Annotated in this window: 23 protein-coding genes; 17 read left to right on the top strand and 6 right to left on the bottom strand. The window is 64.3% G+C overall.

The window, feature by feature from the left end; genetic code table 11:
• Window positions 1-12: 12 nt before the first annotated feature.
• The 5 genes from C9I57_RS07185 to C9I57_RS07165 all read right to left on the bottom strand — a co-directional run bounded on the left by C9I57_RS07185 (window position 13) and on the right by C9I57_RS07165 (window position 4,471).
• Entirely contained in the window at window positions 13-1,176 is a 1,164-nt protein-coding gene (locus tag C9I57_RS07185) for an ABC transporter permease (RefSeq protein WP_107149942.1), read from the bottom strand.
• The gene (locus tag C9I57_RS07180) at window positions 1,173-2,141 is read right to left on the bottom strand and encodes an ABC transporter ATP-binding protein (protein WP_107149941.1); all 969 of its coding nucleotides are present in this window, start codon (window positions 2,139-2,141) and stop codon (window positions 1,173-1,175) included. The genes C9I57_RS07185 and C9I57_RS07180 overlap by 4 nt, the downstream gene beginning before the upstream one ends.
• A complete protein-coding gene (locus tag C9I57_RS07175; RefSeq protein ID WP_107150178.1) occupies window positions 2,138-3,052 on the bottom strand; it encodes an HlyD family secretion protein in 915 nt (304 codons plus the stop codon). Before C9I57_RS07175 ends, C9I57_RS07180 begins: the two co-directional genes overlap by 4 nt.
• Before the next feature lie 226 nt (window positions 3,053-3,278).
• Complete coding sequence (locus C9I57_RS07170) at window positions 3,279-3,443, bottom strand: FmdB family zinc ribbon protein (protein ID WP_107149940.1); 165 nt, start codon at window positions 3,441-3,443, stop codon at window positions 3,279-3,281.
• 131 nt (window positions 3,444-3,574) lie between these two features.
• Window positions 3,575-4,471 (bottom strand): ketopantoate reductase family protein, encoded by an 897-nt coding sequence (locus C9I57_RS07165; protein ID WP_107150177.1) that lies wholly within the window; start codon window positions 4,469-4,471, stop codon window positions 3,575-3,577.
• A gap of 245 nt (window positions 4,472-4,716) precedes the next feature.
• Here C9I57_RS07165 and C9I57_RS07160 point away from each other — a divergent pair, with 245 nt between their 5' ends.
• Complete coding sequence (locus C9I57_RS07160) at window positions 4,717-4,920, top strand: hypothetical protein (protein ID WP_107149939.1); 204 nt, start codon at window positions 4,717-4,719, stop codon at window positions 4,918-4,920.
• A gap of 110 nt (window positions 4,921-5,030) precedes the next feature.
• Complete coding sequence (gene glnA, locus C9I57_RS07155) at window positions 5,031-6,536, top strand: type I glutamate--ammonia ligase (RefSeq protein ID WP_107149938.1); 1,506 nt, start codon at window positions 5,031-5,033, stop codon at window positions 6,534-6,536.
• 27 nt (window positions 6,537-6,563) lie between these two features.
• Here the strand turns inward: glnA and C9I57_RS07150 are convergent, their stop codons facing one another.
• Window positions 6,564-7,070 carry a DUF2244 domain-containing protein gene (locus C9I57_RS07150; RefSeq protein WP_181321754.1) on the bottom strand — a complete coding sequence of 169 codons (507 nt, stop codon included), beginning with the start codon at window positions 7,068-7,070 and terminating at the stop codon, window positions 6,564-6,566.
• Window positions 7,071-7,377: 307 nt separating this feature from the next.
• Here C9I57_RS07150 and ctaD point away from each other — a divergent pair, with 307 nt between their 5' ends.
• The 15 genes from ctaD to C9I57_RS07075 all read left to right on the top strand — a co-directional run bounded on the left by ctaD (window position 7,378) and on the right by C9I57_RS07075 (window position 26,844).
• Window positions 7,378-8,913 carry a cytochrome c oxidase subunit I gene (ctaD, locus tag C9I57_RS07145; RefSeq protein ID WP_258187556.1) on the top strand — a complete coding sequence of 512 codons (1,536 nt, stop codon included), beginning with the start codon at window positions 7,378-7,380 and terminating at the stop codon, window positions 8,911-8,913.
• Window positions 8,914-9,116: 203 nt separating this feature from the next.
• Window positions 9,117-10,652, top strand: a complete 1,536-nt coding sequence (locus tag C9I57_RS07140) for a sensor histidine kinase (protein ID WP_107150176.1) — start codon at window positions 9,117-9,119, stop codon at window positions 10,650-10,652.
• Window positions 10,634-12,010 carry a sigma-54-dependent transcriptional regulator gene (locus tag C9I57_RS07135; RefSeq protein ID WP_107149935.1) on the top strand — a complete coding sequence of 459 codons (1,377 nt, stop codon included), beginning with the start codon at window positions 10,634-10,636 and terminating at the stop codon, window positions 12,008-12,010. The genes C9I57_RS07140 and C9I57_RS07135 overlap by 19 nt, the downstream gene beginning before the upstream one ends.
• 230 nt (window positions 12,011-12,240) lie before the next feature.
• Complete coding sequence (locus C9I57_RS07130) at window positions 12,241-12,822, top strand: hypothetical protein (protein ID WP_107150175.1); 582 nt, start codon at window positions 12,241-12,243, stop codon at window positions 12,820-12,822.
• A complete protein-coding gene (locus tag C9I57_RS07125; RefSeq protein WP_107149934.1) occupies window positions 12,794-14,167 on the top strand; it encodes an MFS transporter in 1,374 nt (457 codons plus the stop codon). Before C9I57_RS07130 ends, C9I57_RS07125 begins: the two co-directional genes overlap by 29 nt.
• Window positions 14,164-15,432, top strand: a complete 1,269-nt coding sequence (locus C9I57_RS07120; RefSeq protein ID WP_107149933.1) for an SLC13 family permease — start codon at window positions 14,164-14,166, stop codon at window positions 15,430-15,432. Before C9I57_RS07125 ends, C9I57_RS07120 begins: the two co-directional genes overlap by 4 nt.
• A gap of 114 nt (window positions 15,433-15,546) precedes the next feature.
• Window positions 15,547-16,794: an NRAMP family divalent metal transporter gene (locus C9I57_RS07115; RefSeq protein WP_107149932.1), complete on the top strand. Its 1,248-nt coding sequence runs from the start codon at window positions 15,547-15,549 to the stop codon at window positions 16,792-16,794.
• A gap of 158 nt (window positions 16,795-16,952) precedes the next feature.
• A complete protein-coding gene (locus C9I57_RS07110) occupies window positions 16,953-17,612 on the top strand; it encodes a response regulator (RefSeq protein WP_107150174.1) in 660 nt (219 codons plus the stop codon).
• Window positions 17,612-18,994: an ATP-binding protein gene (locus tag C9I57_RS07105; RefSeq protein WP_107149931.1), complete on the top strand. Its 1,383-nt coding sequence runs from the start codon at window positions 17,612-17,614 to the stop codon at window positions 18,992-18,994. The genes C9I57_RS07110 and C9I57_RS07105 overlap by 1 nt, the downstream gene beginning before the upstream one ends.
• 161 nt (window positions 18,995-19,155) lie before the next feature.
• Window positions 19,156-20,454 carry a c-type cytochrome gene (locus C9I57_RS07100; RefSeq protein WP_107149930.1) on the top strand — a complete coding sequence of 433 codons (1,299 nt, stop codon included), beginning with the start codon at window positions 19,156-19,158 and terminating at the stop codon, window positions 20,452-20,454.
• Window positions 20,451-20,906, top strand: coding sequence for a (2Fe-2S)-binding protein (locus tag C9I57_RS07095; protein ID WP_107149929.1), 456 nt, complete (start codon window positions 20,451-20,453; stop codon window positions 20,904-20,906). Before C9I57_RS07100 ends, C9I57_RS07095 begins: the two co-directional genes overlap by 4 nt.
• On the top strand, window positions 20,903-23,161 hold the full coding sequence (locus tag C9I57_RS07090) for a xanthine dehydrogenase family protein molybdopterin-binding subunit (RefSeq protein WP_107149928.1): 2,259 nt from the start codon (window positions 20,903-20,905) through the stop codon (window positions 23,159-23,161). The genes C9I57_RS07095 and C9I57_RS07090 overlap by 4 nt, the downstream gene beginning before the upstream one ends.
• Before the next feature lie 447 nt (window positions 23,162-23,608).
• Window positions 23,609-24,898 (top strand): quaternary amine ABC transporter ATP-binding protein, encoded by a 1,290-nt coding sequence (locus C9I57_RS07085; RefSeq protein ID WP_107149927.1) that lies wholly within the window; start codon window positions 23,609-23,611, stop codon window positions 24,896-24,898.
• Window positions 24,895-25,779, top strand: a complete 885-nt coding sequence (locus C9I57_RS07080) for an ABC transporter permease (RefSeq protein WP_107149926.1) — start codon at window positions 24,895-24,897, stop codon at window positions 25,777-25,779. Before C9I57_RS07085 ends, C9I57_RS07080 begins: the two co-directional genes overlap by 4 nt.
• Window positions 25,780-25,962: 183 nt before the next feature.
• Window positions 25,963-26,844, top strand: a complete 882-nt coding sequence (locus tag C9I57_RS07075) for a glycine betaine ABC transporter substrate-binding protein (RefSeq protein ID WP_107149925.1) — start codon at window positions 25,963-25,965, stop codon at window positions 26,842-26,844.
• Window positions 26,845-26,846 lie beyond the last annotated feature (2 nt).

Raw genomic sequence — 26,846 nt, 5'->3', positions numbered from 1 at the left:
GTGCCCACCCCGCTAGTCGAGCGTGCGCCGATAAAACCGCACGGCCACCGCCATCAACACCAGCGTGAAAACGGCGATCGGCCAGACGGAAGGCCAGAGGTCGGCCCAGCCGTCGCCCTTGAGCAGGATGCCGCGCACGAGTCGGTTGAAGTACGTGAGCGGCAGCACGTTGCCGATGATCCGCGCCCAAGCCGGCATGCCCGCGAACGGAAACATGAATCCCGAGAGCAGGATGTTGGGCAAGAAATAGAACACGGTCAGCTGCATACCTTGCAGCTGGTTTTGCGCAAGAGACGAAAGCGTGATGCCAACGGTCAGGTTCGCGGCGATGAAGAGTAGCGACGCGCCATAAATGGCGAGCACGCCGCCGACGAACGGCACATGAAAGACCCAGCGCGCGGCGGCGAGGATGATCGAGACCTGGATAAATCCGATGAAGACGTACGGTACGATCTTCCCGGTAATGACTTCGATCGGCAGCACCGGAGTGGCGAGCAAATTTTCCATCGTCCCTCGCTCGCGCTCGCGTGTGATCGCGAGGCCCGTCATCATCACCATCGTCATCGTCAGGATCACGCCCATCAAGCCGGGCACGACGTTGTATTGCGTGATTCCCTCCGGGTTGTAGAGGCGATGAACTTCCACGTCGAATGCGGCCGCGCGTCCGTTCAAATGGGCGAGCGGCCCGATGATGTCTTTGTCGACGACGGGCTGCACGAGCCCCGGCAGCGCGTTGAGCGCGGTGCTCGTCGCGAGCGGATCGGTCGCGTCCGCTTCGACGAGCAGCGACGGCCGCTCGCCGCGCAGCAGCCGCCGAGAAAAATCGGCGGGTATGGTGAGCACGAACTGGACGTCGCCGCGCGCGAGCGCACGGCGGCCCTCCTCTTCGTTCCGCAGGGTTCGGACGATGTCGAAGTAGGCCGAGTTCTGCATGGCGGCGATGAAGCTGCGCGAAAACACGCTGTCGTCGGCGACGATGACGGCCGAAGGCAGATGCTTCGGATCGGTGTTGATCGCGAATCCGAACAGTGCCAACTGAATGATCGGTACGCCGACGATCATGGCGAACGTGACCCTGTCGCGGCGCAACTGCAAGAACTCTTTCAACACGATGCTCCACCAGCGTGAGAACGAGAACGAAAAGTACCGCGCCGGAAACGGGGCTCGCGTGCTCATGTTCGTCCCTTGTCGACGTCGCTGTCGGCCGTCCGGCTCATCAGAAAAACGAAGACGTCCTCGAGCCCCGTCGCGATTTCTCTCATTTCCAACGAGGGATCCTTGCCGACTTCGGCTAGCGTCGCGCCGAGTGCGGCCCGATCCCGTCCGCTGACGTGCAGCAGCGGGCCGAAGACGACGGTCTGCTCGACGCCCGGCATCGCGTGCAAGCGATCGGAGAGCTCGGTGAGGCGTGCACCCGATATCGTCCACGTCGTGAGGCCTTGCGCCGCGATGACTTCCTGCGCCGTTCCCTCGGCCAGTAGTTCGCCGTATGCGATGTAGGCGAGCTTGTGACAGCGCTCCGCTTCGTCCATATAGTGCGTGCTGACGAGCACGGAGATGCCTCGCGCGGCGAGCCGATGCAGCTCCTCCCAGAAGTCGCGGCGCGCGGCCGGATCGACGCCGGCCGTCGGCTCGTCGAGCAGCAGCAGTTGCGGCTCGTGCAGCATGCAGGCAGCCAGCGCGAGGCGCTGCTTCCAGCCGCCCGATAGCGCCCCGGCCAATTGATTCGCACGGCTAACGAGTCCGAGCGATTCGAGCGCCTGCTCGACAACTTGCCTGCGGCGCGGCATCTGGTACATCCGCGCGACGAAGTCGAGGTTTTCTCGGATCGAGAGGTCCTCCCAGTACGAGAAGCGCTGCGTCATGTACCCAACGCGACGCTTGATCTGCGCACTCTCGCGCACGATGTCATACCCGAGGCACGTACCGCTGCCGGAATCTGGCGTGAGCAGCCCGCACATCATGCGGATCGACGTCGTCTTGCCGCTGCCGTTCGGCCCGAGAAAACCGAAGATCTCGCCGCGCGCCACGCGCAGCGAAAGATCCTTCACGACGTGCTTGGAGCCGAAATGCTTGTTGAGCTTGCGCACGTCTATCGCGTAGCCGGCGGCGGCATCGCGTGGCTCGGCCGAGTCGTTCACTGCAGCCTCACCGTGACGGGCTGGCCCGGATGCAGCTTCGGCGCATCGGCGGCCGAAGGATGCGCCTCGATCAGGAACACGAGCTTCGAACGCGTCTCATTGCTGTAGATGATGGGCGGTGTGTACTCCGCCTCGGTCGCGATGTAGGTGACGGTGGCCGGGATATCCGCGGCGCAGCCGTCGCAGTGGACGATGACGCGGCGCCCCACCGCCAAAGAGCCGACGACGGTTTCCGGCACGAAGAAGCGCACTTTGATGTTCGGCGGCGGCAGCAACTGAACGACGGGGTTGCCTGCCTGCACCCATTCGCCGACGCGATAGAGCGTGTCGTAGACGAGGCCCGCGCTCGGCGCCGCCACGCGCTTTTGATCGACGCGCCATTGCGCCTGGGCGAGCGACGCTTGCGCCGCCTCGACCTGCTCGTTTTGTGCGCGGACTTGCTTCTCGCGGCTCGGCAAGCGCGCGACGACCAACTGGCTTTGCAGTTCGCGAACCTGTGCCGCGGTCGTGGCGGCCGAGGTGCGCGAGTTGTCGAGCTGTTGCGCGGAAATGCCGCCCGCCTGATATTGCGCTTCGTCGCGCGTCAATTGCCGCGCGGCCATTCGCGCCTGTGCCACGGCCTGTGCGAGCTGCGCTCGCGTCACGTCCACTTCGGGTGGCCGCTTGCCCGTTTGCAGGTCCGCCAACTGTGCCTGGGCCGCTGCGAGCTGATGCCGGGCTTGCTGCAATGCAGCGGTTTCGTCGACTGCCTCGAGCGCGAAGAGCGGCGTGCCGGCCGCGACGTTCTGGCCGCGCTTCACCGAGAGCTGGGCGAGCGTGCCGGATTGGGACGACGACACATAGACGAATTCGCCTTCGGCAAACCCTTGATAGGTTGCAATGCCGGCGCTGTGCTGTCCGCAGGCGGTCATTGCCGCCGCCGTGAGGCAGAAGACGCAAAGCCGTGTCAGGCGAGAGCGAACGACTGCTTGCTCGCTACGCGCGATGCGGCCCGCTCGGCGAAGCGTCCGATGCTTCGATGACGGGGCAAGGCGCGTATTCATCGTTCGAATTATTTCGCCGGTTACTTAGTTCGAGTACTGTTGGGCGGCCATCCTTGCCACTGGGCGATTTATCGAGAACCGATCGCGCGCGAGCTCAGCTCTTTCTCGTCGTCTTCGCGACAAACGGCGTCAGAACATGCTGGACCACGTCGCTCCCGCACTTGGGGCACTGCGGATGCGCCTTCTCGTGCTCGGCGAGGTGCTCGATATGCTCGAACGTCTCGCCGCACTTTTCGCAACGATACTGGTAGGTCGGCATGGCACACCTCCGCGTCGATTCTGCGCACGCTTATTAGTATCGTTCGTGGCCGCGCGAACTCAAGATTGCAATGAAACGGTGCGGACCGCAATCGCAATCCCACCTGCGCTCGGTGCGAACCTGCCGCGCGCCTACATCGACCGTTTCAGTTCGATCGCTTTCACGAGCGTATGGAGGACCCGATTGGCCGGTGTCGCGACGCCGTGTGCTTCGCCGCGCCGTGTCACGTATCCGTTCAGATGATCGATCTCACTGCGCTTGCCGCGCGCCAAGTCCTGTGCGGTCGACGAGTATTGGTTCGGCATGGTCTCGGCGATCCTGCGTACGGCGGCATCGATGTCGCCGGGAATCGTGACGCCGTCCGCCTGCGCGACGGCCAGGCATTCCGCGACGACGTCGTGCATGACTTCGTGCACGCCCTCGCAGTTCGCGAGCTTGCCATACGGCAGTTGAGCGATCGCCGACATCGCGTTGTACGCGCAGTTCAGAATCAGCTTTGCCCAGAGGGCGCCTCGGACGTTCTCGGAGATCTCGGTCGGGATGCCGGCGTCGATCAGCGTTCGTGCGATTTCAGCGGCGGACCTGGACGGCTCGATGACGAGCTCGCCGCGCCCGTGGTGCTTGACATGCCCGGGGCCGGCCATTTCGGTCGCGACGTAGACGACCGCCGCCGCGATTTCGTGCGGCAGCCGCGCGCGCAGACGATCGGCATTGTCGACGCCGTTCTGCAAGGTCAGCAGTACGGTGCCGGCCAGCAGGTAGGGCTGCAGCTCAACGGCCGCACTTTCGGTATCGGTGGATTTCACGCAGAACAGCACGAGCTTCGCGTTTTCCGCGGCACTTGCCTCAGTGCTCGCCGCCAGCGCGATCCGTTCTTCGACGTCGTGCTTCGTGAAGCGTAGGCCATCGCGCCGGATCGCATCGGCGTGGTGCGCGCGGCCGATCAGCACGACCTCATGTCCGGCGCGCGCCAGCATGCCGCCGTAGTAGCAGCCGACAGCGCCCGCTCCCATTACTGCGATTTTCATCGACGTTTCTCCCGGCATTGGCGTATCCGCCGTCATTTTACGGAACTGCGTCCTTGGTCGATTGCCCGCGCGCATCGCGGCCCTGCTTCCCCTTCCGATCGCGAGCCCACGGCCTACAATCAAGGTGATCTTGCGTTTCCGTGTTACCGACGGCCGCGGGTTGGCGACGCAATCCTCGCTAGACGTCATCGACGTCCTACAACCGCCGCGTGCCCCATCATCGATCGGAATCAGAAGGAGGTCTGATGAATACCGAGCAAAGAGGCGATGTCCGCGCTTTCGTTCAAACGGCCGAGCGGGCAGGTGGCTATGTCTGGGTCATTACGCTCGTCGATTTCGCCGCAAGGCAGGTCAAGCGTTCGCTGGTTTCAGATGAAAACTATACGACGCGGGCAGCCGCGCAAGACGCCGGCGAGGCGTCCCTGAAAGGGATGGCGTCCGACACCTGACCGGCACCGACATTGGCCGCCCCCCGGCAGCCCGTCTCGCTTTCGGCCCTTGTTTTTGTTCGAAGACGTACTAAGGTCGAACATGAGCAGGGCAGAGAAGGAGGCGGGCCATGTCGTCAACAGTACCCACGGGGGCGTCGCCGTTCGAAGTCTTCGCCGAACCGGGCAGCTATCGCGTCGTGCGTCCCACGAATGCCGCGGAGGTGGTCGACCTCATCAAACGGCATGGCGTTCAAATCGTCGACCTGAAATTCACGGATCTGCCCGGGCTTTGGCAGCACTTTTCGATTACGCTGCCCGAAGTCACCGAGAGCCTCTTCCAGAGCGGGATCGGCTTCGACGGCTCGTCGATCCGCGGCTTTCAGGAAATCCACGAATCGGACATGCTGCTCGTGCCCGACCCGACGACAGCCTTTGTCGACCCGGTCTGCACGACGCCGACGCTCACGATCATCAGCGACGTGGTCGATCCCGTGACGCACGGGCCGTACTCGCGCGATCCGCGCTACATCGCGAAGAAGGCTGAAAACTATCTGCGCGAAACAGGCATTGCCACGACTTGCTACTTCGGGCCGGAGGTCGAATTCTTCATCTTCGACTCGATCCGGTTCGGTCAGGACGCGCATAGCGGGTACTACTTCATCGATTCGTCGGAAGGCGAATGGAACACGGGCAGCGACGAAGGCGCGTACGGCGGCGGCAATCTCGGCTACAAGATGCGCCGCAAGGAAGGATACTTTCCCGTTCCTCCGCACGACACGCTGCAGGACATCCGCTCGGAGATCGTGCTGACGCTCGAGCGTATCGGCGTACAGGTGGAGGTTCATCATCACGAAGTCGCGACGGGCGGCCAGAACGAAATCGACATGCGGTTCTCGACGCTGACGCGCATGGCCGACAACGTGATGCTCTACAAGTACATCTGCAAGAACGTCGCGCGCAAGCACGGCAAGGTGGCGACGTTCATGCCGAAGCCGCTTTTCGCCGACAACGCGAGCGGCATGCACTGTCACCAAAGTCTCTGGCAAGACGAGCGCAATCTCTTTTACGACGCGAGCGGATGGGCGCTCACATCCGATGCCTGCCGCTGGTACATCGGAGGACTGCTTCAGCACGCGGGCGCGTTGATGGCGTTCTGCGCGCCGTCGACGAATTCATACAAGCGCCTCGTTCCCGGCTACGAGGCGCCGGTCAATCTGGCGATGTCGCAGCGCAACCGGTCGGCGGCCGCGCGTATTCCGATGTATTCTGATTCACCGAGCGCGCGACGCGTGGAATTCCGCTGTCCCGATCCGTCGGCGAACGCCTACCTGGCCTTTGCGGCGATGCTGATGGCCGGGCTCGACGGCATCGAGAAAAAGATCGATCCGGGCGAGCCGCTCGATCGCAATATCTACGACTTGCCGCCGGAGGAGGCGGCGGCCGTGCGACAAGTGCCCGGTTCGCTCGATGCCGCGCTGGCGGCACTCGAAAGCGATCACGCGTTTCTCTGCAAGGGCGGTGTCTTTACCGACGACGTCATCGCGACCTGGCTCGACTACAAGCGAAAGTACGAAATCGATGCGGTCAAGCTTCGCCCGCATCCGTGGGAGTTCCATCTTTACTTCGATGTCTGAGCGGCAATCGGCGACCGTCAGCAGCCGTCAGCGACCGACGACGATGAACCGTCGCAACTGTCGGACGAATTCCTCGCGAGCCGCGGTCGGCAACTGCTTTCCGACGGGGATCCGTTGCCATCCGTCGCAAAGATAGACCGACGCCGCATCGCCGCTATCGACAAAGACGGTCAGACGCGCGGCGTTCATGCGGTGCACGGTGCGCCGCCCGCCGTCGTCGACTTCGACGATCATGAAAGGCGGCACGAGCCGCAGGGTCTCGCCGTCCGTCGCGTGCCTCGTGTAGGCGATGAACGCGACGCCGATGGCGAGCATGTAGATCAGCGAGAACGGTAGAGCCAGCCATACCCCAAAGGAGACGGCCGATGCGACGCCGATCAGGGCGACCAGCGCGATCAGGAATGTCGTCGCGGCGAGCGACTGGCGCGGTGTCAGCGAGCAATTGCGCTTGATGCGCCACTCGCAAATCGGGGCGCCCTCCTCGCCACCGGAAGAGCCGAATGGCCCAAGTGTCTGCCGGAAATATGCGTACATCGTCGGTATCCGACTCGTAGAAGCCCCTGCTGACATGCAACCTACGTGCCGCATCGCATCGCATCGCTCGCAATGCATAACGACACGATGCATCGCCGCCCGCCCCGAGTTGGAGCCAGGATCCGTGATTCGATCTGATTGGATGCGGTGGGACGCGAGCCGATCAGGCGTGCGCTCGTTGCGGCACGAGCGTTGCGTACTTACCGCTGATCGATGGTAGGAGGGCCTCCGCATGACAACCGCGACCACACCGGCCGATCGCCGCCACGAACATGAGCACGGTCACGCGGCCCCGCCGGCGGGCCTCATGCGCTGGCTGCGCACGACGAACCACAAGGATATCGGCACGCTCTACCTCATTTTTTCATTCACGATGTTCATCGTCGGCGGCGTATTCGCGCTCGCGATACGCGCCGAACTTTTCTCGCCGGGGCTGCAGTTTCTACGTCCCGAGTTCTTCAATCAGCTCACTGGCCTGCACGGCCTGGTCATGATCTTCGGGGCGATCATGCCCGCTTTTGTCGGTTTCGCGAACTGGATGATCCCGCTGCAGATCGGCGCACCCGACATGGCGTTCGCGCGGCTCAACAATTTATCGTTCTGGCTGCTGCCCGCGGGCGGGGTGCTGCTCATCGGTTCGTTCTTCGCGCCTGCCGGCGCGCAGGCGGCCGGTTGGACCATGTATGCGCCGCTCTCCGAGCAGATGGGCCCCGGCATGGATTTCACGATCTTCGCCGTGCACATCATGGGCGCGTCGTCGATCATGGGTGCCATCAACATCATCGTGACGATCATCAATCTGCGCGCGCCGGGCATGACGCTGATGAAGCTGCCGCTTTTCGTCTGGATGTGGCTCATCACGGCCTATTTGCTGATCGCGATCATGCCGGTGCTGGCCGGCGCCGTGACGATGCTGCTGTTCGATCGCCATTTCGGCACGAGCTTCTTCAGCGCGGCCGGCGGCGGCGACCCGATCATGTATCAGCACGTGTTCTGGTTCTTCGGCCACCCCGAGGTTTATGTGATGATATTGCCCGCGTTCGGGATCATTTCGCAGGTGGTCCCCGCGTTCTCGCGCAAGCCGCTCTTCGGCTATAGCTCGATGGTCTACGCGGGCGCTTCGATCGCGATTCTCTCGTTTCTGGTCTGGGCGCATCACATGTTCACGGTCGGCATGCCCGTGACGAGCCAGCTCTTCTTCATGTATGCGACGATGCTGATCGCGGTGCCGACGGGCGTGAAGGTCTTCAACTGGCTCGCCACGATGTGGCGCGGCTCGCTCACGTTCGAAACGCCGATGTTGTTCGCGATCGGCTTCATCTTCGTCTTCACGATGGGCGGTCTGACGGGGCTCATGCTGGCGATGGCGCCGACCGACATTCAGTATCACGGCACCTATTTCGTCGTCGCCCACTTTCACTATGTGCTCGTCGCAGGATCGCTCTTCGGGTTGTTTTCGGGTTGGTATTACTGGTCGCCGAAATGGACCGGCTGGAAGTACAACGAGCTAAGGGGAAAGATTCACTTCTGGCTAACGATGATTTCATTCAACGTGACGTTCTTTCCGATGCATTTCCTGGGGCTCGCCGGCATGCCGCGTCGGTATGCGGACTACCCCGCTCAGTTCACCGACTGGAACCGTGTCGCGACGATCGGCGCATTCATTTTCGGGCTCGCGCAAGTTTATTTCCTGTTCGCCGTTGCGCTGCCGCTTTACTTCGGCAAGCGCGAGCATCGCGAGCCCGCTGGTGCATCGCCATGGGAGGGCGCGCAGGGTCTCGAATGGACCGTGCCGAGCCCAGCACCCTATCACACGTTCGAGACGCCGCCCATCGTCGAATGAGCGTTTAGCCCGACCTCGGAGCGATGGTTTCTCCGTCAATCGAACTTAGTCACGGAACAGCATCAACACGACGACGGCGCTCGCCGGCGTCGGTTATCGATTCTGCTCGAGGCTGATGGCCGCGAGAGCCTCCTCGCGGCTCCGGAGCCGGCCCACGGTCGCTTTGCGCTATCCTTGCGCCATCTCTTTCGCCCGTCATGCCGATGAAGCGGCCATCGTTCTCGACGCAACTCATGATCTCGTGGGGCCTCGTCGCCGCGATCTGCGCGATGCTGGCCGCGGTCATCGCTTTCATCGCGAGCTCGGTCGGAAGCGAGCAGGTCGCGGGAGCCAAAGAGCGGGCAGCCGCGGCCTGCGAGGCCGTGGCTTCGCGCTACAGCCTCTCGGACGCTTCCTCGCGTGCAAATTCGAATCGCGATCTGATGTGGGCCGTCCTCGATGTCGTGTTGCTCAGGTTCGACGGTGTCGAGGGTGGCTTCTGGACGAATGCGCCGCCACCGGCCGGCAGCGCGCAAGACAGTGCCGCTCGGAGCGGTTTCCTCGCCTACGCATTTCCTACCTATCAAGGCAGCGGCGTCAAGCGCGACATCCCGGAAGCCGAGACGCCGTTGATCCTGCGCACGCTGCAAGCGGCCGCCGCGCAGCACGCGAGTGCGCAATTCGTCATCGAGAGCGGACAGGATGCCGTCGTCGCGGCGGCGTGTCCCGTGCGCGGCGAAGGCACGCTCCTCGCGTGGATGCTCACGCGTGCGCGCCCGCCGCTCGGCCCGCACGGTGAGGCGCTGAGCGCCAGCCTCGCCATCGTGCTCGCCGTCATACTCGTCATCGCCGTCGTGCTCGCGCTGGCGTTGCGCCGCTGGAAGCGCAACCTCGTCGAGCTCGAGGCCGCGCTTTCGCCGGGGAGCGAACATCCGGGGACGACGCGCTTCGAGCCTCTCGGCGAGCCCGATCTCGACAAGATCGTGGCGGCGCTGAACCGTTATGTCGAACGCACCGCGGCCTTGCAGCAGCAAGCGGCCGATCTCGCCAAAAGGCTCGCCGACGCGGAGCGATTCGGCGTGCTGGGCAGGCTCGCGGCCGAGATCGCCCACGAGATACGAAATCCGGCGGGCGCGATGCGGCTCAAGGCGGAGAACGCGCTCGCGGCGGACAGTGCGCGGCAGCGCGATGCACTGCGTGTGATCCTCGAGCAGATTGGGCGCATCGAGACGCAGCTCGCGAGCTTGCTCGCGTTGACGCAACCGATCGTCGTTCGACCCGTCGGAGTGGATGTTGCCCGCTGGCTCGAGGCGATCGTCGAGGCATATCGAGAGCGCGCGGAGAAACGGCGCGTGACGCTCGCGCTCGAACTGCGGATCGATGCCGATGCATCGGCGGGCGCCGCTTCTCCGGTCTTGCGGCTCGACCCCGAGCAACTGCGCCGCGCGCTCGACAATCTGCTCATCAATGCCCTGCGTCATGTCGGCGAGGAGGGAACCGTTATCGTATCCGCTCGGCGCGTGTGCCGCGGCGGCGACTCGCTGCTCGAGATCGAAGTGGCCGACGATGGCCCCGGCGTGCCGCCCGATCAGCGCGAGCGAATTTTCGAGCCATTCGTGACCGGCCGCCCGGACGGCACAGGGTTGGGCCTCGCCGTGGTGCGCGAAGTGGCGTCCGCGCATGGCGGACTCGTCCGGCTCGACGATGCCGAGGCGGGCGCCCGTTTCGTCATGGAGATACCGTGGCAACCATCCTCGTAATCGATGATGACGACGCGTTTCGTGAGGGTCTCGCGGAAACGCTGAAAGACCTCGGTCATCGCGTCGTTGAAGCCGACTCGGCCGCCGCCGCGCTCGACCGATTGCATGGCGGCGAGCCAGCCCACTGCATCTTTCTCGATTTCCGTCTGCCCGACATGGACGGGCTTGCCATGCTGGAGAGGCTGCGTAACGACAGCAGGTTCAAGGCCGTGCCGGTCGTCATGCTGACGGCCTATGCGACGAGCGACAACACCATCGGCGCAATGAGGCTCGGCGCGTTCGAGCACTTGACGAAGCCGGTCGGCCGCGACGATATCGCGTCGTTATTGCAGCGCGTCTTTACCGCCAACGAGCCGCCGCCAAACGCAGTGCAAGCCGATGCGCCGTTCGCGCACGAGCCACCATCGCGCAGCGAGGTGAGGCTGTTGGGCATCAGCGAGGCCATGCGCCGTGTCCAGAAGCAACTGGGACGCGCCGCCTCCACCGATGCAAGCGTCCTGATCACGGGCGAAACCGGAACGGGCAAAGAGGTGGCCGCGCGCGTGCTGCATGAATCGTCGATGCGGCGCGGTGCGGCGTTCGTCGCCATCAACTGCGCGGCCATCCCGCATGATCTGCTCGAGAGCGAGATGTTCGGTCACGCGAAGGGGGCGTTTACCGGTGCGGCCGCCGAGCGTGTTGGCCGGATCGCCGAGGCCGACGGCGGCACGCTCTTTCTCGACGAGATCGGCGACATGCCGGCCGCCATGCAGGCGAAGCTGCTGCGCGTGCTGCAAGAGCGGCAGGTGATGCCGCTCGGAACGAGCAAGCCGATTTCCGTGAACGTTCGCGTCGTGGCGGCGACGCATCGCGACCTCGACGCGATGGTGGCGGCCGGCGATTTCCGTCAGGACCTGCTCTACCGGCTCAATGTCGTGCCGCTGCACTTGCCGCCGCTGCGCGAGCGGATCGCCGACATTCTTCCGCTCGCGGAGCACTTCCTCTCGTCCGCGCGGATGTCGACGGGGCGCGCCATACATCTTTCGCCCGAGGCCGAGCGGCGCCTCGTCGAGCACTCGTGGCCCGGCAACGTGCGCGAGCTCAAGAATGCGATCGAACGTGTCGCCTCGCTTGCGCCGGGCCCGGCGATCACCGGCGACGACCTTTCGTTTCTCGGCGCGCGAGCGGGGGCGGCCGACGACGCGGTGTTGGCCGCGCTCGCCGAGCTGCCGCTTGCCGAGGCGATCGAGCGAGTCGAGCGCGCGCTGATTGCGCGCGCGCTCGAGCTCGCAAGAGGCAATCGCGCCGATGCCGCGCGCAGGCTCGGCATCAGTCGCCAGTCGCTCTATACGAAGATGGCCAGTCTCGGGCTCGAATAACGTCGCGCTGCGCCTGCCGTGTGGCGCGCCGGTTTGCGCCCATGCTGTCAATGAACCGGACACCCCCCTGTCCGGCAACCGGACACCTATCGATGCCCGGTTGCGGCTCATCGTCGGTCTTTCCCTTGTCGTCAGGCGGTTTCGCCGATGGCATGCTCATTGCCTTGTTCTCCTCCGCGCACGACGGCCAACCGTCGATGCGTATCCCCAACGCCCAAGGAGAACTGAACATGCATTGGATAGACCCCGAAAGCCTGCCCGAAACGAAAGGTACCGTCACGCGCCTATTGCTCGACCCTCATGGCGATGCGGACGGTTTGATTCTCGACGGACATCTGCAGGTTCATCTGCCGCCGCATCTTTCGTCGACGCTCGTCGAGCGCGTTGCGCCCGGCGATGTCGTGAGCGTGCGAGGAGTCAAGCCGCGCGGCGTCAACATGGTTTCCGCCGTATCGATCGTTACTGCGCATGGCGACGTCGTCATCGACGATGGACCTCATGGCGGCGAGAAGAAGCGTAGGAAGCCCGCAGCCGACCTCGACGAAGGAGATCCCGGCCCCGCGCGACGCGCGCAGAAGGTGTCGGGTGCCGTCGTGCTGTCGCTGCATGGGCCGAAAGGCGAGCTGCGCGGCGCGCTGCTCGATGACGGCACATCGTTGCGGATGTCCCGCGAATCAGCCGCCGAGCTGGCTTCCCACCTGATGCCAGGCGCCTGCGTCGAGGCTTGGGGCGAACTCGTCGAGACCGGTATCGGGCGCACGCTCGATGTCGACGAGATCGCGCATGCGGCCGGCGCCGAAACGGACGCCTGAGGCCATGGGCGCGGCGGCGATGCGGTCTGTCGACGAGACCGATGATGGCGCGGCGGCATCCCGCTCGCCGTCGAGGCGAAGCCTCGGCGCGCTCGACGCGCTGACGTTTCTCATGGCCGATGTGCGCGACGGCATCGGCCCGTTTCTCGCTGTCTTCCTCAAGGGATCGCAGCATTGGTCCTCGGGCGACATCGGGCTCGTCATGGGCGCAAGCGGCATCGCGGCCGCGCTGAGCCAGATCCCCGCGGGCATGCTCGTGGACGCGGCGCGGGCCAAGCGAACCGTCATCGCGGTCTCGTCATTGACGATCGCGCTCGGATGTCTGGCAATCGCACACAGCTCGACGTTGCTCGTCGTCCTCGCGATACAGGTCATGCTCGCGCTCGTCGCGGCAGTCATTCCGCCATGTCTTGCCGCGCTCAGTCTCGGCATCGTCGGCCATCGCGCGTTGCCGGCGCGCGTGAGCCGCAACGAAAGCCTCAACCATGCGGGCAACTTCACGGCCGCGGCGATGGCTGGCCTCGCCGGGCAGTACCAGGGCGCGATCTGGTTGTTCTACCTCGTCTGCTTCTTCGCATTCGCGAGTTCGCTCGCTGTGATGCTGATCCGGCCGTCGGAGATCGATCACGAACTGGCGCGCGGAGGGGAGACCGTCCGCGATGGCAAGGCGCAGCCGTTGCCGCTTGGCCGCATCGTCACGCGCCGCGACGTGTGGGTGTTCCTCGCGACGGTCGTTTTCTTCCATTTCGGGAACGCGGCCATGCTGCCGCTCGCGGGGCAGATGATCGCCAAAGCCCACCCGGGCCAGGACTTGATCGGCCTCAGCGCATGCGTGATCGCCGCGCAGCTCGTGATGATGGTGACGGCATCGGCCGTGGGCCGCGCCATGCGAGCCGGCATCGGACGGAAGAAGATTTTCCTCGTCGCGCTTGTCGTGCTGCCGATCCGAGGGCTGCTCTTCGCCGCGACCGACAACGCGTACGCGGTGATCGGCATTCAGATCCTGGACGGAATATCCGCCGGCATTTTTGGCGTCGTGGCGACGATCATTGCGTCGGATCTGATGCGTGGGACAGGGCGGTTCAGCTTTGCGCAAGGGGCGATCGCGCTGGCGGTTGGCATCGGCGCCGCGCTCAGCAATCTGACGAGCGGCTTCATCGTCGACAGATTCGGCTTTGGGGCCGCGTTTTGCGTGCTCGCCTTCATGGCGCTGATCGCGCTCGTCCTGTTTGCGGCCGCGATGCCGGAAACGCTTGCGAACATCCGGTCCTCGAGTGCGTCCACGATCATCCACATTCCACCAGCGATTGCGGCTGCCGATGCCTGCGAGGGGCACCGCCGATGAATGCACTCTTCGCTTCCCCGTTTTCCGTCTGGGCTATCGCCTTCGCGGCCACGTTCGGCGTCGTCATGCGGCCGTTCAGATGGCCCGAGGCGATCTGGGCGCTTCTTGGCGCATTGGCGCTTTGCTTATCGGGGGCATTGCCGTGGGCCGATGCACTGCGTGCGGCCGGCAAGGGAACCGACGTCTATCTGTTCCTCACGGGCATGATGATCGTGGCCGAACTGGCGGGCAGAGAGGGGCTCTTCGATTACATGGCCGCGCTCGCGGCAAGACGCGCGGCGGGATCGGCCAAGCGTCTTTTCTTCCTGTTGTATGGCGTGGGCACGCTGGTCACGATCACGATGTCCAACGATGCGACGGCCGTCGTGCTGACGCCTGCCGTCGTAGCCGTTGCGCGTGCCGTCAAAGCCGAAAAGCCGCTGCCTTTTCTTTATATCTGCGCGTTCGTGGCGAACGCGGCGAGCTTCGTGCTTCCGATCTCGAATCCGGCGAATCTCGTCGTCTTCCACGATCGGCTGCCGGGTCTCGCCGCATGGCTCGCGCGCTTCGCGGCGGCGTCGGCGCTTTCGATCATCGTCACCTATATCGCGCTGCGATTGGCTCAGCGCGGCGCGCTCTCCGGACGCATCGAACGAAACGTCGACGTGCCCCCGTTGGGCGCCTCCGGCAAGACGACGGGCTGCGGCATCGTCATGATGGCTGCCGTGATGATGGCCTCTTCCGCCAGAGGGATCTCCTTAGGACTCCCGACTTTCGCGGCAGGCGCGGCGGTCTTCGTCGCGGTCTGTCTGCAACAGCGCCGCGTGCTCTGGTCCCATCTTGCGCAGATGTCTTGGTCCGTGCTGCCGCTCGTTGCAGGGCTCTTCGTCATCGTGGAAGGGTTGGACCGGACCGGCGCGATCGGCATGCTGGCTCATCTGCTCGATGCGCTCACGCGCTATTCGGTGACGCTCACGGCCTGGCTGTCCGGGGTGACGATCGCGCTCGTTTGCAGTCTCGTCAACAATCTGCCCGCCGGCTTGCTCGCGGGCACGGCGATTACTGCGACGAAGGCGCCCGCAACCGTTGCCGGCGCCGTACTTGTCGGCGTGGACCTCGGCCCGAACTTGTCGATCACCGGATCGCTCGCGACGATTCTCTGGCTCGCCGCGCTGCGCAAGGGCGGGCTCGTCGTGCGGGGCGTCGATTTTCTCAAAGTGGGCGCCGTGGTGATGCTCCCCGCGCTCGTCGCCGCGCTGCTCGGGCTCTCCATTTCCTTTTCGTGACCGATCCGTTGCGAGCTCGTCGATGCATGACCGGATGTACAGGGTGTCCGGGACTCGGAATTTCGGCTATCGTTTTAGCCTTACCTCACTACACCTACTTGCCCCGCGGCGATCATGGCCGACTTCCAAGCATTGATGAGGCGAAGCGGCGACGCTTTGCGCGCGACGGCCGGCTGGGGGCCGGGCCTGCTCGTGATGCTTGCCGATTGTGATGCGGGCAACGTCGTCACGGCCGCTCAAAGCGGAGCGAGATGGGGCGTGAGACTGCTACCCGTGCTGCTCGCGCTGATTCCGCTGCTTTACATGATTCAGGAGCTCTGTGTGCGGCTCGGCATCTTCAACGGCCGAGGATTCGGCGAACTCGTGCGTCGACGTTTCGGCGCGCCGTGGGCCGGCATTGCCGCAGCCGGGCTCTTCGTGGCCGTAATGGGCTCCCTCGTGACCGAATTTACCGGTGTTGCCGGCGTGGGCGAGATGTATGGGGTGCCGCGGTATGTCACGCTGCCGCTTGCCGTATGCGTTCTGCTCGCCGTCGTGGCGACCGGCTCGCATAAGCGCGTCGACCGCGTGGCGATGCTGATCGGGATGTTCGAACTCTCGTTCTTCGCGGTCGTCTGGCATGCGCGGCCCGACTTCAGCACGTTGGCGAGGCAGCTCCAAGACATGCCGTTCCGGCATGCCGAATTCTGCTACCTGGCGGCGGCGCTGATAGGCGCGACCTTCAATCCGTGGATGATCTTCTACCAGCAGGCCGCCGTCGCTGACAAGAAGTTCACGTCGCTCGATTATCACAACGCGAGAGTCGAGACCGCGCTCGGTTCGGTGCTCACGCAATTGCTGACCGGGGCCGTTCTCGTCGCGACCGCCGCAACACTGTCGAACGCGGGAGATCCGCGCGGCCTGCAAAGCGTCGGCGAAATCGGCGCGGCGCTCTCGAGCGTCGTCGGTCCCGATGCGGGGCGGTTGTTGTTCGGCGCGGGCGTGCTCGGCGCATCGCTCGTTGCGGCCATTGTCTGCTCGCTGGCGCTCGCCTGGGGAATCGGTGAAGTGTCCGGCTACAGCAGAAGCCTCGAAGGCGGGCCGACGCGCGCGCCTTGGTTTTTTGGCGTCTATGCCGGGGCGGTTGGCGTCAGCGCGCTCATCGTCGGCGTCGAGCCCGATCTCGTGTCGTTGAACGTCGGCGCGCAGGTCGTCAATGCCTTGATGCTGCCGCTCATCGTCGGGCTACTCATCGCGCTCGCCGCCGTGGCGCTGCCCGTCGCGCATCGGCCGAGCCGTTGGTATCTCGGGCTCGTCGGCGCGCTGGCGGCCGTTGCCTGCGTGGCCGGGTTCGTCGGGGCGGCCGCCGGGTGGCTATTTTGACTCGAGAGGACTCCTGAGCAAATAACCGCGTGCATCCGTTTAAGGGGCCCTTAAGCAAGCCTCATGCAACCTCCCGCATGAATCTGCCCAGAGCCGCCGCGTAAGCGATGTCGCTCTGCGCTATGCTGACGACGTGCGGGAATGAGGAAGCCAAGGCCATGCGACTGTTGTTGGTCGAAGACGATCAGATGATTGCCGAGCCCGTGCTCGGTGCGATGCGGCGCGAAGGCTACGCGATCGATTGGGCGCGGGACGGTCGCGAGGCGCAGCTCTCGCTTTCAAACGGCGTGTACGACCTCGTGCTGCTCGATCTCGGCTTGCCCAAGAGCGATGGGATCGAGGTCCTTCATGCTTATCGGAAGGCGGGCGGTGCCGCGCCCGTGATCATCGTCACGGCGCGTGACGCCGTCGACGAGCGCGTGCGCGGGCTCGACACGGGCGCGGACGACTACCTCGTCAAGCCGTTCGATCTGCACGAGCTCGCGGCGCGCATTCGCGCGCTGCTGCGTCGGCGCACGGGGCAGAAGCACCCGATCTATGCGCATGGCACGTTGACGCTCGATCCCGCATCGCGCGAGGTGACGAAGGACGGCGAATCGATCCCTCTGTTGCCGCGCGAGTTCGCGTTGCTGCGGGCGCTGATCGAGATGCCTTCGCGCGTCTATACGAAATCCGAGCTCGAAGAGAAGATCTACGGCTGGCAACAGGAGATCGGCAGCAATGCCGTCGAAGTGCACGTGCATAGCTTGCGACGCAAGATCGGCGCCGAGGAGATCGTCACCGTGCGCGGCGTTGGTTATCGCCTGAGGCGAATCTGATGAATTCGATCAAGGGCCGCCTGCTGGGCTGGCTCATCTTCGGGTTCGTCGCTGTTTCGGCCATTGCCGGCTATGGCGTTTATTTGAAAGCGCGCGGCGAAGCGGGCGAGCTCTTCGACTACGAACTGCGTACCGTAGCACTCTCGTTGCCGTCCGACGTCGCCGCGGTAGATGCGGCCGCGGGGCCGAGCGAGCAGCTGGAAGGCCTCTCTGAAGACCGCATCGCCATCGAGATCCGCGATGGTCAAGGCCACGTCGTTTATCGGTCGGAAGAGGCGCCGCCGTTCGAGCGCGGCACTGAAGGCTTTCGCACGATCGAGGTCGACGAAAAGCATTGGCGCGTGTTCGGGGCGCAGATCGGCGCGCGGTTCGTTCAGGTGGCGCAGCCGGTCTCGGTGCGCGACGCGCTTGCCGCGCGGCTCGCGTTGCGCACGCTCTGGCCGTTCGCGTTGCTGTTGCCGGCCACGATCGCGCTCGTGCTCGTCGTCGTCGGGCGGGCGCTCGCTCCGATAAGGGGAGTGACGCGTGCCTTGTCGACGCGTTCGTTCGAAGCGCTCGAGCCGCTGCGATTCGACTCGGCCATGCCCGTCGAGATCCGGCCGCTCGTGCACGCGCTCAACGATCTATTGGCGCGCCTCGGCACCGCCTCGCAGGCCCAACGTACCTTCGTTGCCGATGCCGCGCACGAACTGCGCTCACCGCTGACCGCGCTGCGCCTTCAGCTCCAGGCCGCCGAGCGCGACGGCTCGTTGAAGGGTGAAGGGCCAACGCTTGCGCAAATCGAGGAGAGGCTCAACCGCCTCATCCGGCTCGTGCAGCAGTTGCTCGCATTGGCGCGCGAAGACGCGCTGGGCGTGGCCGAGATGCAGCCGGTCGATCTGCGTCGGCTCGCCGAGCAGGCCGTCGGCGATCTCTCGCTCGTGGCCGAGACGAAATCGATCGACCTCGGCCTCGAAGTCGAGGATGCCGCGGCGGCCGACGGCGAATTCGCCGTGATGGGCGAGCCGCATGCGCTGACCGCGGTGCTGAACAATCTGCTCGACAATGCCATTCGCCATACGCCGGCAGGCGGCAAGGTCGATGTCGTGTTGCGGCGTGACACGAACGGTATCGGCCTCTCTGTGCGCGATAACGGACCGGGCATTCCCGAAGACGAACTGCCGCGCGTCTGCGATCGGTTTTATCGCAGCCCGGGGGCGGAGGGGCAAGGCAGTGGTCTTGGTCTTGCCATCGTTGCGCGGATCGTGCAGCGTCATCACGCGTCGCTCGCGCTGCGCAACAACGAAGACGGGCCCGGCCTCACGGTATCGATCGCGGGGCTGAATCCCGCGGCGGTCGAGACTTTGCAGCGATCGACGCAGCGAGCGGCCGCGCCCGAGTAGCGGCGCCTGAAAGGTGGCGCTGGCGCAAACGCTCACATCCGGCCTTCATCGCGGCATCGTTGCATGGAATTTGAAAGCAGATCAGACGATTAGGAGTCCTGCACAGACCGAAACCTCGATCCGTGATAGCGTTTCCGTGTCGAGCTTCGCGCGGAGGGACGATGAGGAGGAGATTCATCGCCGCGGCAGTCTGTCTTCTGGCGCTGGCCGCAACGGTCGTCACGTTTCACCCATCGTGGCTCGCCTCGTTCGCATCGGAACAGAAACCGACGCGCGGCGCCGCCAATGACGCTTCGATCCGGCGCGGCGCCGAACTCGCCGCGCTCGGCGATTGCGCGACGTGTCATACGGCGCCCGGAGGGGCGCCCTTCGCTGGAGGCCGCGCTTTCGCCACGCCGTTCGGCACGCTCTACTCGACGAATATCACGCCGGACGCGGAAACAGGCATCGGCCGCTGGTCGCTGGACCAATTCGAACGGGCAATGCGAGAGGGCGTCGCAGCCGATGGCCATCTGCTCTATCCGGCGTTCCCCTACCCGCATTTCACGCACATGACCGATGCCGACATCGCATCGGTCTATCGCTTCATCATGTCACGCCCGGCACTTCACGCTGCCGCGCCGAAGAACCACCTCGCGTTTCCGTTCGAGTTCCGGCCATTGCTCGCGGGCTGGAATCGGCTCTTCGCCCATCGCGCCGCCGAGCCGTCGCTCGTTCCGGCCGACGCGCTGGCGAGACGCGGCAAATATCTCGTCGACAGCGTGGGTCACTGTGCCGCCTGCCATACGCCGCTGAATGTGCTCGGCGCCGAGAAATCCGGATATGCATTCGAAGGCGGCGTCATCGAGGGCTGGGAAGCGCCATCGCTGACGACGCTGCTGCGGCGGCCGAAGCCGTGGACCGTCGATCAGCTCGAAGCGTATCTGCGCACCGGCTTTGCGAGCGAGCACGGCGCGGCGGCGGGACCGATGCGGCCGGTGACGGATTCGCTTGGCGCCGCGTCCGCGGACGATATCCGCGCGATGGTCGCCTATTTGATGACGTTGCAAGCGGGCGAGAGCCCGACGCTATCGCGCGCGCAGTCAACGGGATCGGCTATATCGAGCTCATCCACCGATCGCGCCCGATTGGAAAGAGGCGCGACGCTCTTCGACGGCGCGTGCGCATCGTGTCATCGCGCCGCCGCTCCGATGTCGACGCTCGGCGACCGCCCCTCGCTCTCTCTCGGTACGGCTGTCAATGCGCAGACTCCGCGCAACGCGATCCGCGTGATTCTCGATGGCATTCCGGGCGGCAATGAAACGCGGGGCCCATTCATGCCCGCGTTCGCCAAGATGCTCGACGACGCTCAGATCGCCGACGTCGCGACGTACATGCGTTCGCGTTTCAGCGCCGAGGCGCCGTGGACGCTCGATAGCGCGGACGTCGCCAAGCTTCGCAAGGAGACCGTGCAACCATGATCGAACTGACAGTGAATGGTGAACGCCGCGCTCTCGACGTCGACCCTTCGATGCCACTGCTTTATGCGCTGCGCAACTCGCTCGGCCTGAACGGCGCAAAGTTCGGATGCGGCCTGGGCCAGTGCGGCGCGTGCACGGTGATCGTCGGCGACGAGCCGGTGTTCTCGTGCTTGCTGCCCGTCGCGGCCGTCGGCGATCGCCCTGTCCGGACCATCGAAGGCCTCGGCAGCGCGAGCCATCCGAGCAAGCTGCAAAAGGCATTCATCGACAAGCAGGCGGCGCAATGCGGCTATTGCATAGCGGGCATGGTGATGCGCGCGCAGGCATTGCTCGAACGCGTGCCGTCTCCTACCGAGGAGCAGATCCGTGAGCACATGATGACGAATCTTTGTCGCTGCGGCACGCATATGCGCATTCTCGCGGCGATACGCGAAGCGGGGCGCGAGACATGACGAATCACTCTTCGCTCGAGAACGCGAGCCGCCGGCATTTTCTGGTGGCGGGCGGCGTGACAGTTGGCTTCTCGCTGTTGCCGCTGGCACGCGCGCTGGCGCAGACGACGACGGAAGCCGGCACCTTCACCGCGAGCGCGCCGCAACTGCCGGGCAGCTTGAAGTCGACGCCGTCGCTCGATTCGTGGATCAAAATCGACGAGAAGAGCGGCATTACCGTCTTCACGGGCAAGGCTGAGCTCGGCACGGGCATTCGAACGGCATTCATTCAGATCGCCGCCGACGAGCTCGGCGTCCCACCTGAGCGCATTACGCTGATTACGGCCGACACGGCCGCGACGCCGAACGAAGGCTACACCGCGGGGAGTCATTCGATGGCCGATAGCGGCACGGCGATCGAGAATGCCGCCGCGCAGGTGCGCGCGTTGCTGCTGCAATCGGCTGCGTCGAAGCTTCAGGTCGATGCGGCAACGCTCGACGTCAAGGGCGGCGAGATCGTCTCCGCCGACGGCCGGCGGATGTCGTTCGGCGACGCGGTGAGCGGCGTGAATCTGCATCGGAACGGCGACGCGGGGCAAGCGACGAAGGACCCTCGCGCATTCACCGTCATCGGGCGTTCATTTCCGCGCGTGGACATTCCGGCCAAAGTGACGGGCGGGCCGAGCTACGTGCAGGACATGCGGCTGCCAGGGATGGTGCACGCGCGCGTCGTCCGACCGCCGTCGTACGGGGCGACGCTCGCCTCGGTCGATACGGCTCGGGTCGGCAAGATGCCGGGCGTCATCGCCGTCGTCAAGAACGGCAGCTATCTGGCCGTGGTGGCCGACGACGAATGGCGCGCGATCGTCGCGATGCGCGAGCTCGCCGTGAGCGCGAAATGGAACGACGGTCCGCCTTTGCCCGAGCAGGCGACGATCCACGAGACGCTGATGAAGCTGCCGGCGCAGGAGATCGCCGTTGCGGACGTGAAAGCCGAGGCGCCGCCCGCGGCGAAGACGTTGCACGCACGCTTCGAAAAGCCCTATATGACGCACGGTTCCATCGGCCCGTCTTGCGCGATCGCGCAATTCGACGGGACGCGGCTGACCGTATGGACGCATACGCAAGGCGTTTTCCCATTGCGCAATGGGCTCGCCGAGATGCTGTCGATGCCGCGGGAGCACGTGCGCTGCGTGCATGTCGAGGGCTCCGGCTGTTATGGACACAACGGCGCCGACGATGTCGCGGCCGACGCCGCATTCATCGCGCATGCCGTGCCGGGACGGCCCGTGCGCGTGCAATGGATGCGAGAGCAGGAGCATGCATGGGAGCCGTTCGGGCCCGCGATGGTGACGGACGTGACGGCTTCGCTCGACGCTTCCGGGCAGATCGTCGATTGGCGCTTCGAGATCTGGAGCAACAGCCATAACAACCGCATCGAAAACGCGGGGCGGTTGATGCCGACGTGGTTTTTCGAGAAGCCGTTCGTGCCGGCACCGCCGAAGCCGATACCGATGCCCGAGGGCGGTGGCGATCGCAACAGCATTCCGCTCTACCGGATTCCGAACGTACACGTGCAGCACCACTTCCTGCCCGACATGCCGATTCGCGTATCGGCGATGCGCTCGCTCGGCGCTTATCACAACATTTTTTCGATCGAGAGTTTCGTCGATGAACTCGCCGCGGCTGCCGGCGCCGACCCGGTAGCGTTCAGGCTGCGTCATCTCGACGACCCGCGCGCGCAGGACGTGATCCGCGAAGCGGCACGGCGCTTCGGCTGGACGAGCGCGGCGCCGCGCAGACGATGGCATGGGCGGGGGGTCGCATTTGCGAAATACAAGAACCTGATGGCCTACTGTGCGATTGCTCTAGAGGTGATGGTCGAGCCCGAGACCGGTGCGGTGAAGATCGGCCGCGTGGCGAGCGCCATCGATTGCGGTCAGATCGTCAACCCGGACGGCGTGCGCAATCAGGTCGAAGGCGGCATCGTTCAGTCGGCGAGTTGGACCTTGTTCGAGGAGACGACGTTCGACCGGCGCACGATAACGAGCTACGACTGGAGCACTTACCCCATCCTGCGCTTCGATTCGGTGCCCCAATCGATCGAAGTCGATCTGATCGACAGGCCGGGGCAACCGTTTCTCGGCGTGGGCGAGGCGTCGCAGGGGCCGATGGCGGCCGCGCTTGCCAACGCCGTGGCCGATGCGACGGGGCAGCGGATTCGCGAGCTGCCGTTATCGCCGCCGCGGCTTGCCGCGCTCCTGCGGAACAGCTAGAAGCGGTTCGTTCGTCGAGGCTGACCCGATGCGTCGACGGCGCTTTCCCGCGATGGTCATTTGGTCAGAGCAAGCGATTCGACGAGAAGGTCTGTTCATCGGCGTGGCTCATCGAGTTCCGGCAGTAAATCAACGCCGCGTACGCCGGGAATCGGTTTGCAGGTGCATTGAGATAGTGGGCGTTGCGATGCCTTAGGACATTCCCTATAAGGCGTCACCCTTATCGCGGGCCTCCGTCAATGCCTCGCCAGCCAACGCGCTGGCCGCAAACCGTTGTCAGTGCTGGCCTCGCCCGAAGTCTGAATTTCCGCTCATTTTTTCGGCGAACGCTACATAAAAGCCGAGCATTACCAGAGGTATGGGAAAAGGTGCAGAAAATGTAGCGGGATAGGGCGATTTGGCTTGATACGCTGAGTTCATGCTTTGGACACCCAAACGGATGACAGCATGACTCCGAATCTGACATTCGCGCCTGACGACATGTTGCAGCCCGGCGCGATCAACGTGGACGCCGCCCCATCGCCGACGCGATCGATCGCGGTCTCCGGCACCGATATTCTCGCCGTACGGCACTTGTCGAAAATCTTCGGCCAGAAGCCCGAGCGTGCCGCCGAGCTGGTCAAGCAAGGACTCGGCCGTGATGAAATCTTCAAGCGCACGGGCAACATGGTGGCGGTCAACGACGTCAGCCTCAATGTCAAGGCGGGCGAGATTTTCGTCATCATGGGCCTCTCCGGCTCCGGGAAATCGACGCTCGTCCGGCTGCTCAACCGCCTGATCGAGCCCACCTCCGGCCAGGTCATTCTCGAAGGGCGCGACATTGCGCCGATGTCGACGCTGGAGTTGCGCGACGTCCGCCGCAAAAAGATGGCGATGGTCTTCCAGTCGTTCGCGCTGCTGCCGAACCGAACGGTGCTCGACAACATTTCGTACGGCCTCGAAGTCGCCGGCATGAAGAGGTCCGAGCGCTACGAAATCGCGCAAGCCGCGCTGACAAGGGTGGGCCTCGGCTCGTACGAAAAGCTGCTGCCCGGCGAACTGTCCGGCGGCATGCAGCAGCGCGTCGGCCTGGCGCGGGCATTGGCGGTGAATCCCGCGGTGCTTCTGATGGACGAAGCGTTTTCCGCGCTCGACCCATTGATCCGATTTGAAATGCAGAGCGAACTGCTGCGGCTGCAGAAGGAAGAGCGGCGCACCATCGTATTCATTTCGCACGACATCGAAGAGGCCATCAAGATCGGCGGTCGCATCGGCATCATGAAGGATGGCTGTCTGATCCAGGTCGGCACGCCGGCGGAGCTCATCCAGTCGCCGGCAACCGATTACGTGCGCGACTTTTTCCGCCATGTCGACGTTTCGCGCTTTCTGACGGCCGAAAGTCTGCTGAGCCGGGTCGAGCGCGGATTGATTTCATGTGATGTCGGCGCGCCCTCGGAGCGTTACCTCAATCAGCTTATCGATAGCGGCGTGGAATGCGGCTATGTATGCGACGAATCGGGCCGCTATCAGGGCTGCGTGACGCCCGCCTCGCTGCACAAGGCCGGCGCGCTTCCCGTCCGGGAGGCGTTACTCCGGGACTTGAAGACGGTCTCCCTGGAGGCCGACCTGCATGAGCTCGCCTCGATTGCCCTCAGCCAGGAACACGACGTGCCGGTCGTCGATGCCGCCGGAAAGCTCGCGGGCATTGTGTCGTGCCGGACGATTCTCAAGCAGGTCATCGAGCGGAGGGGAGCATGAACTCGTCAATCGTCGGCAAGTTTGCCGAAAACGCCGTCAACTTTCTCTTCAATCATTTCCAGGGCGGCTTCAACGCGTTTTCCGCGGCCCTGGGGGCCGTCGTCAAGCTGCTCGAGCAAGGGCTCGGTGCCATCCCGTTCGCCGCGATGCTCATCGCGCTCGTGGCGCTTGCCGTGTGGCGACGCGGCATCGTGTTCGCGGTTTTCGTCGGCGCCGCGCTGCTGCTCATCGATTACATGGGCCTTTGGCCTCAGACAGTCTCGACGCTTGCCCTTGTCGTCGCGGCCACGTGCTTCAGTCTGATCATCGGTGTGCCGCTCGGCATCTGGGGCGCGCGCAACAAGCGCGTCGAATTGGTTCTGCGCTCGCTGCTCGATTTCATGCAGACGATGCCGGCATTCGTCTATTTGATTCCCGCCGTGATCCTGTTCGGCTTGGGCAGAGTGCCCGCCGTCATCGCTACCGTGGTGTTCGCGATGCCTCCCGTCGTGCGTCTCACGACACTCGGCATTCGCCAGGTACGCGAGGAACTGCTGGAGGCAGGGTGCTCGTTCGGCAGCACGGACGCGCAACTGCTCTGGAAAATCCAGTTGCCGAACGCGATGCCGTCCATCATGGCCGGCGTGAATCAAACCATCATGATGTCGCTCTCGATGGTAGTCATCGCCTCCATGATCGGCGCGGGCGGCCTGGGCGAGTACGTGCTGAGCGGCATCCAGCGCCTCGATATCGGAATCGGCTTCGAGGGCGGCCTTGGCGTCGTGTTGCTCGCGATCGTGCTGGACCGCTTGACGGAGACGTTCGGCGTGAAGTCGAAGAAGCGGGCGAGACCCATCGCAAAGACGGAGAAGAGCGCGGCAAACGGGACAGCACAGACCTGACGGATCGGCGATCCACCCGGCGTCGTCGACGCGACGGACCTTCGCCGAACCCGGTTCGGCGGACGGCCCGCGGAAGTTGAGCGGCTTGATAGCCGGGGACCTTGAACGAGCGGGAAACCGCATACGCTACGTGGCGGCACCCATGACTTGGTCAAAACGGGTGCAGATAAATAGGAGTCCTAAATGAAAAGCAAGTTGTTGAAATCCCTCTTGGCGAACGTCGCGGTATCGGCGGTCGTCGCCTTCGGTCCGGGCGCCGGACCTGCCACGGCGGCTGAGCCGATCAAGATGGCGGTCACTGACTGGGCGGATGTGCTCGCCACGGCAAACGTCGCGAAATACGTGCTCGAGACGAAACTGAACCAACCGGTGAGCTTCGTCAAAGCTGACATCGGCATTCAGTACGAGGGCGTTGCGCGCGGCGACCTCGACATCATGGTGGGGGGATGGCTGCCCGTGACGCACGCGGCGTACTACGCCAAGTACAAGGACCAGATGGACGACGTCGGCGTCATTTATACGGGCGGCAAGAACGGCTGGGCCGTGCCTGACTATATTCCCGTATCGGAATTGTCATCGATCTCCGATCTGCAAAAGCCCGACGTGAAGAGCAAGCTCGACGGAACGATCCAGGGCATCGGACCCGGTGCCGGCTTGATGCAGGCTTCCGAAAAAACGATCAAGGCCTACGACCTGAACGGCTACAACCTGCAATCGTCGAGCGAGGCTGGGATGCTCGCCGCGGTCTCGCGTGCCAACCAATCGAAACAGTGGGTCGTCGCCACGGTGTGGAGCCCGCACTGGCTCTGGCAGAAGTGGAAGATGCGCTATCTCAAGGATCCGAAGGGAACCCTCGGTGGCGAAGAGCAGGTTCACGCGTTCGCGTCGAAGCAATTCGCGACCAAATTCCCGCGCGCCGACGTGTTCTTCAAGCACTTCAAACTGACGCTCGCCGACGTCGAGTCGGTCGAATTCGACGGCAATAGCACCAACGACTATGCGGCCGCGGCGAAGAAATTCGTCGACGCGCATCCGGAGAAGGTGAAAGCCTGGCTGGAGCAGTAGAC

It is taken from the genome of Trinickia symbiotica (assembly GCF_003028655.1).
Taxonomy (GTDB): Bacteria; Pseudomonadota; Gammaproteobacteria; order Burkholderiales; family Burkholderiaceae; genus Trinickia; species Trinickia symbiotica_A.
This window is presented reverse-complemented; position numbering and strand designations above follow the sequence as displayed.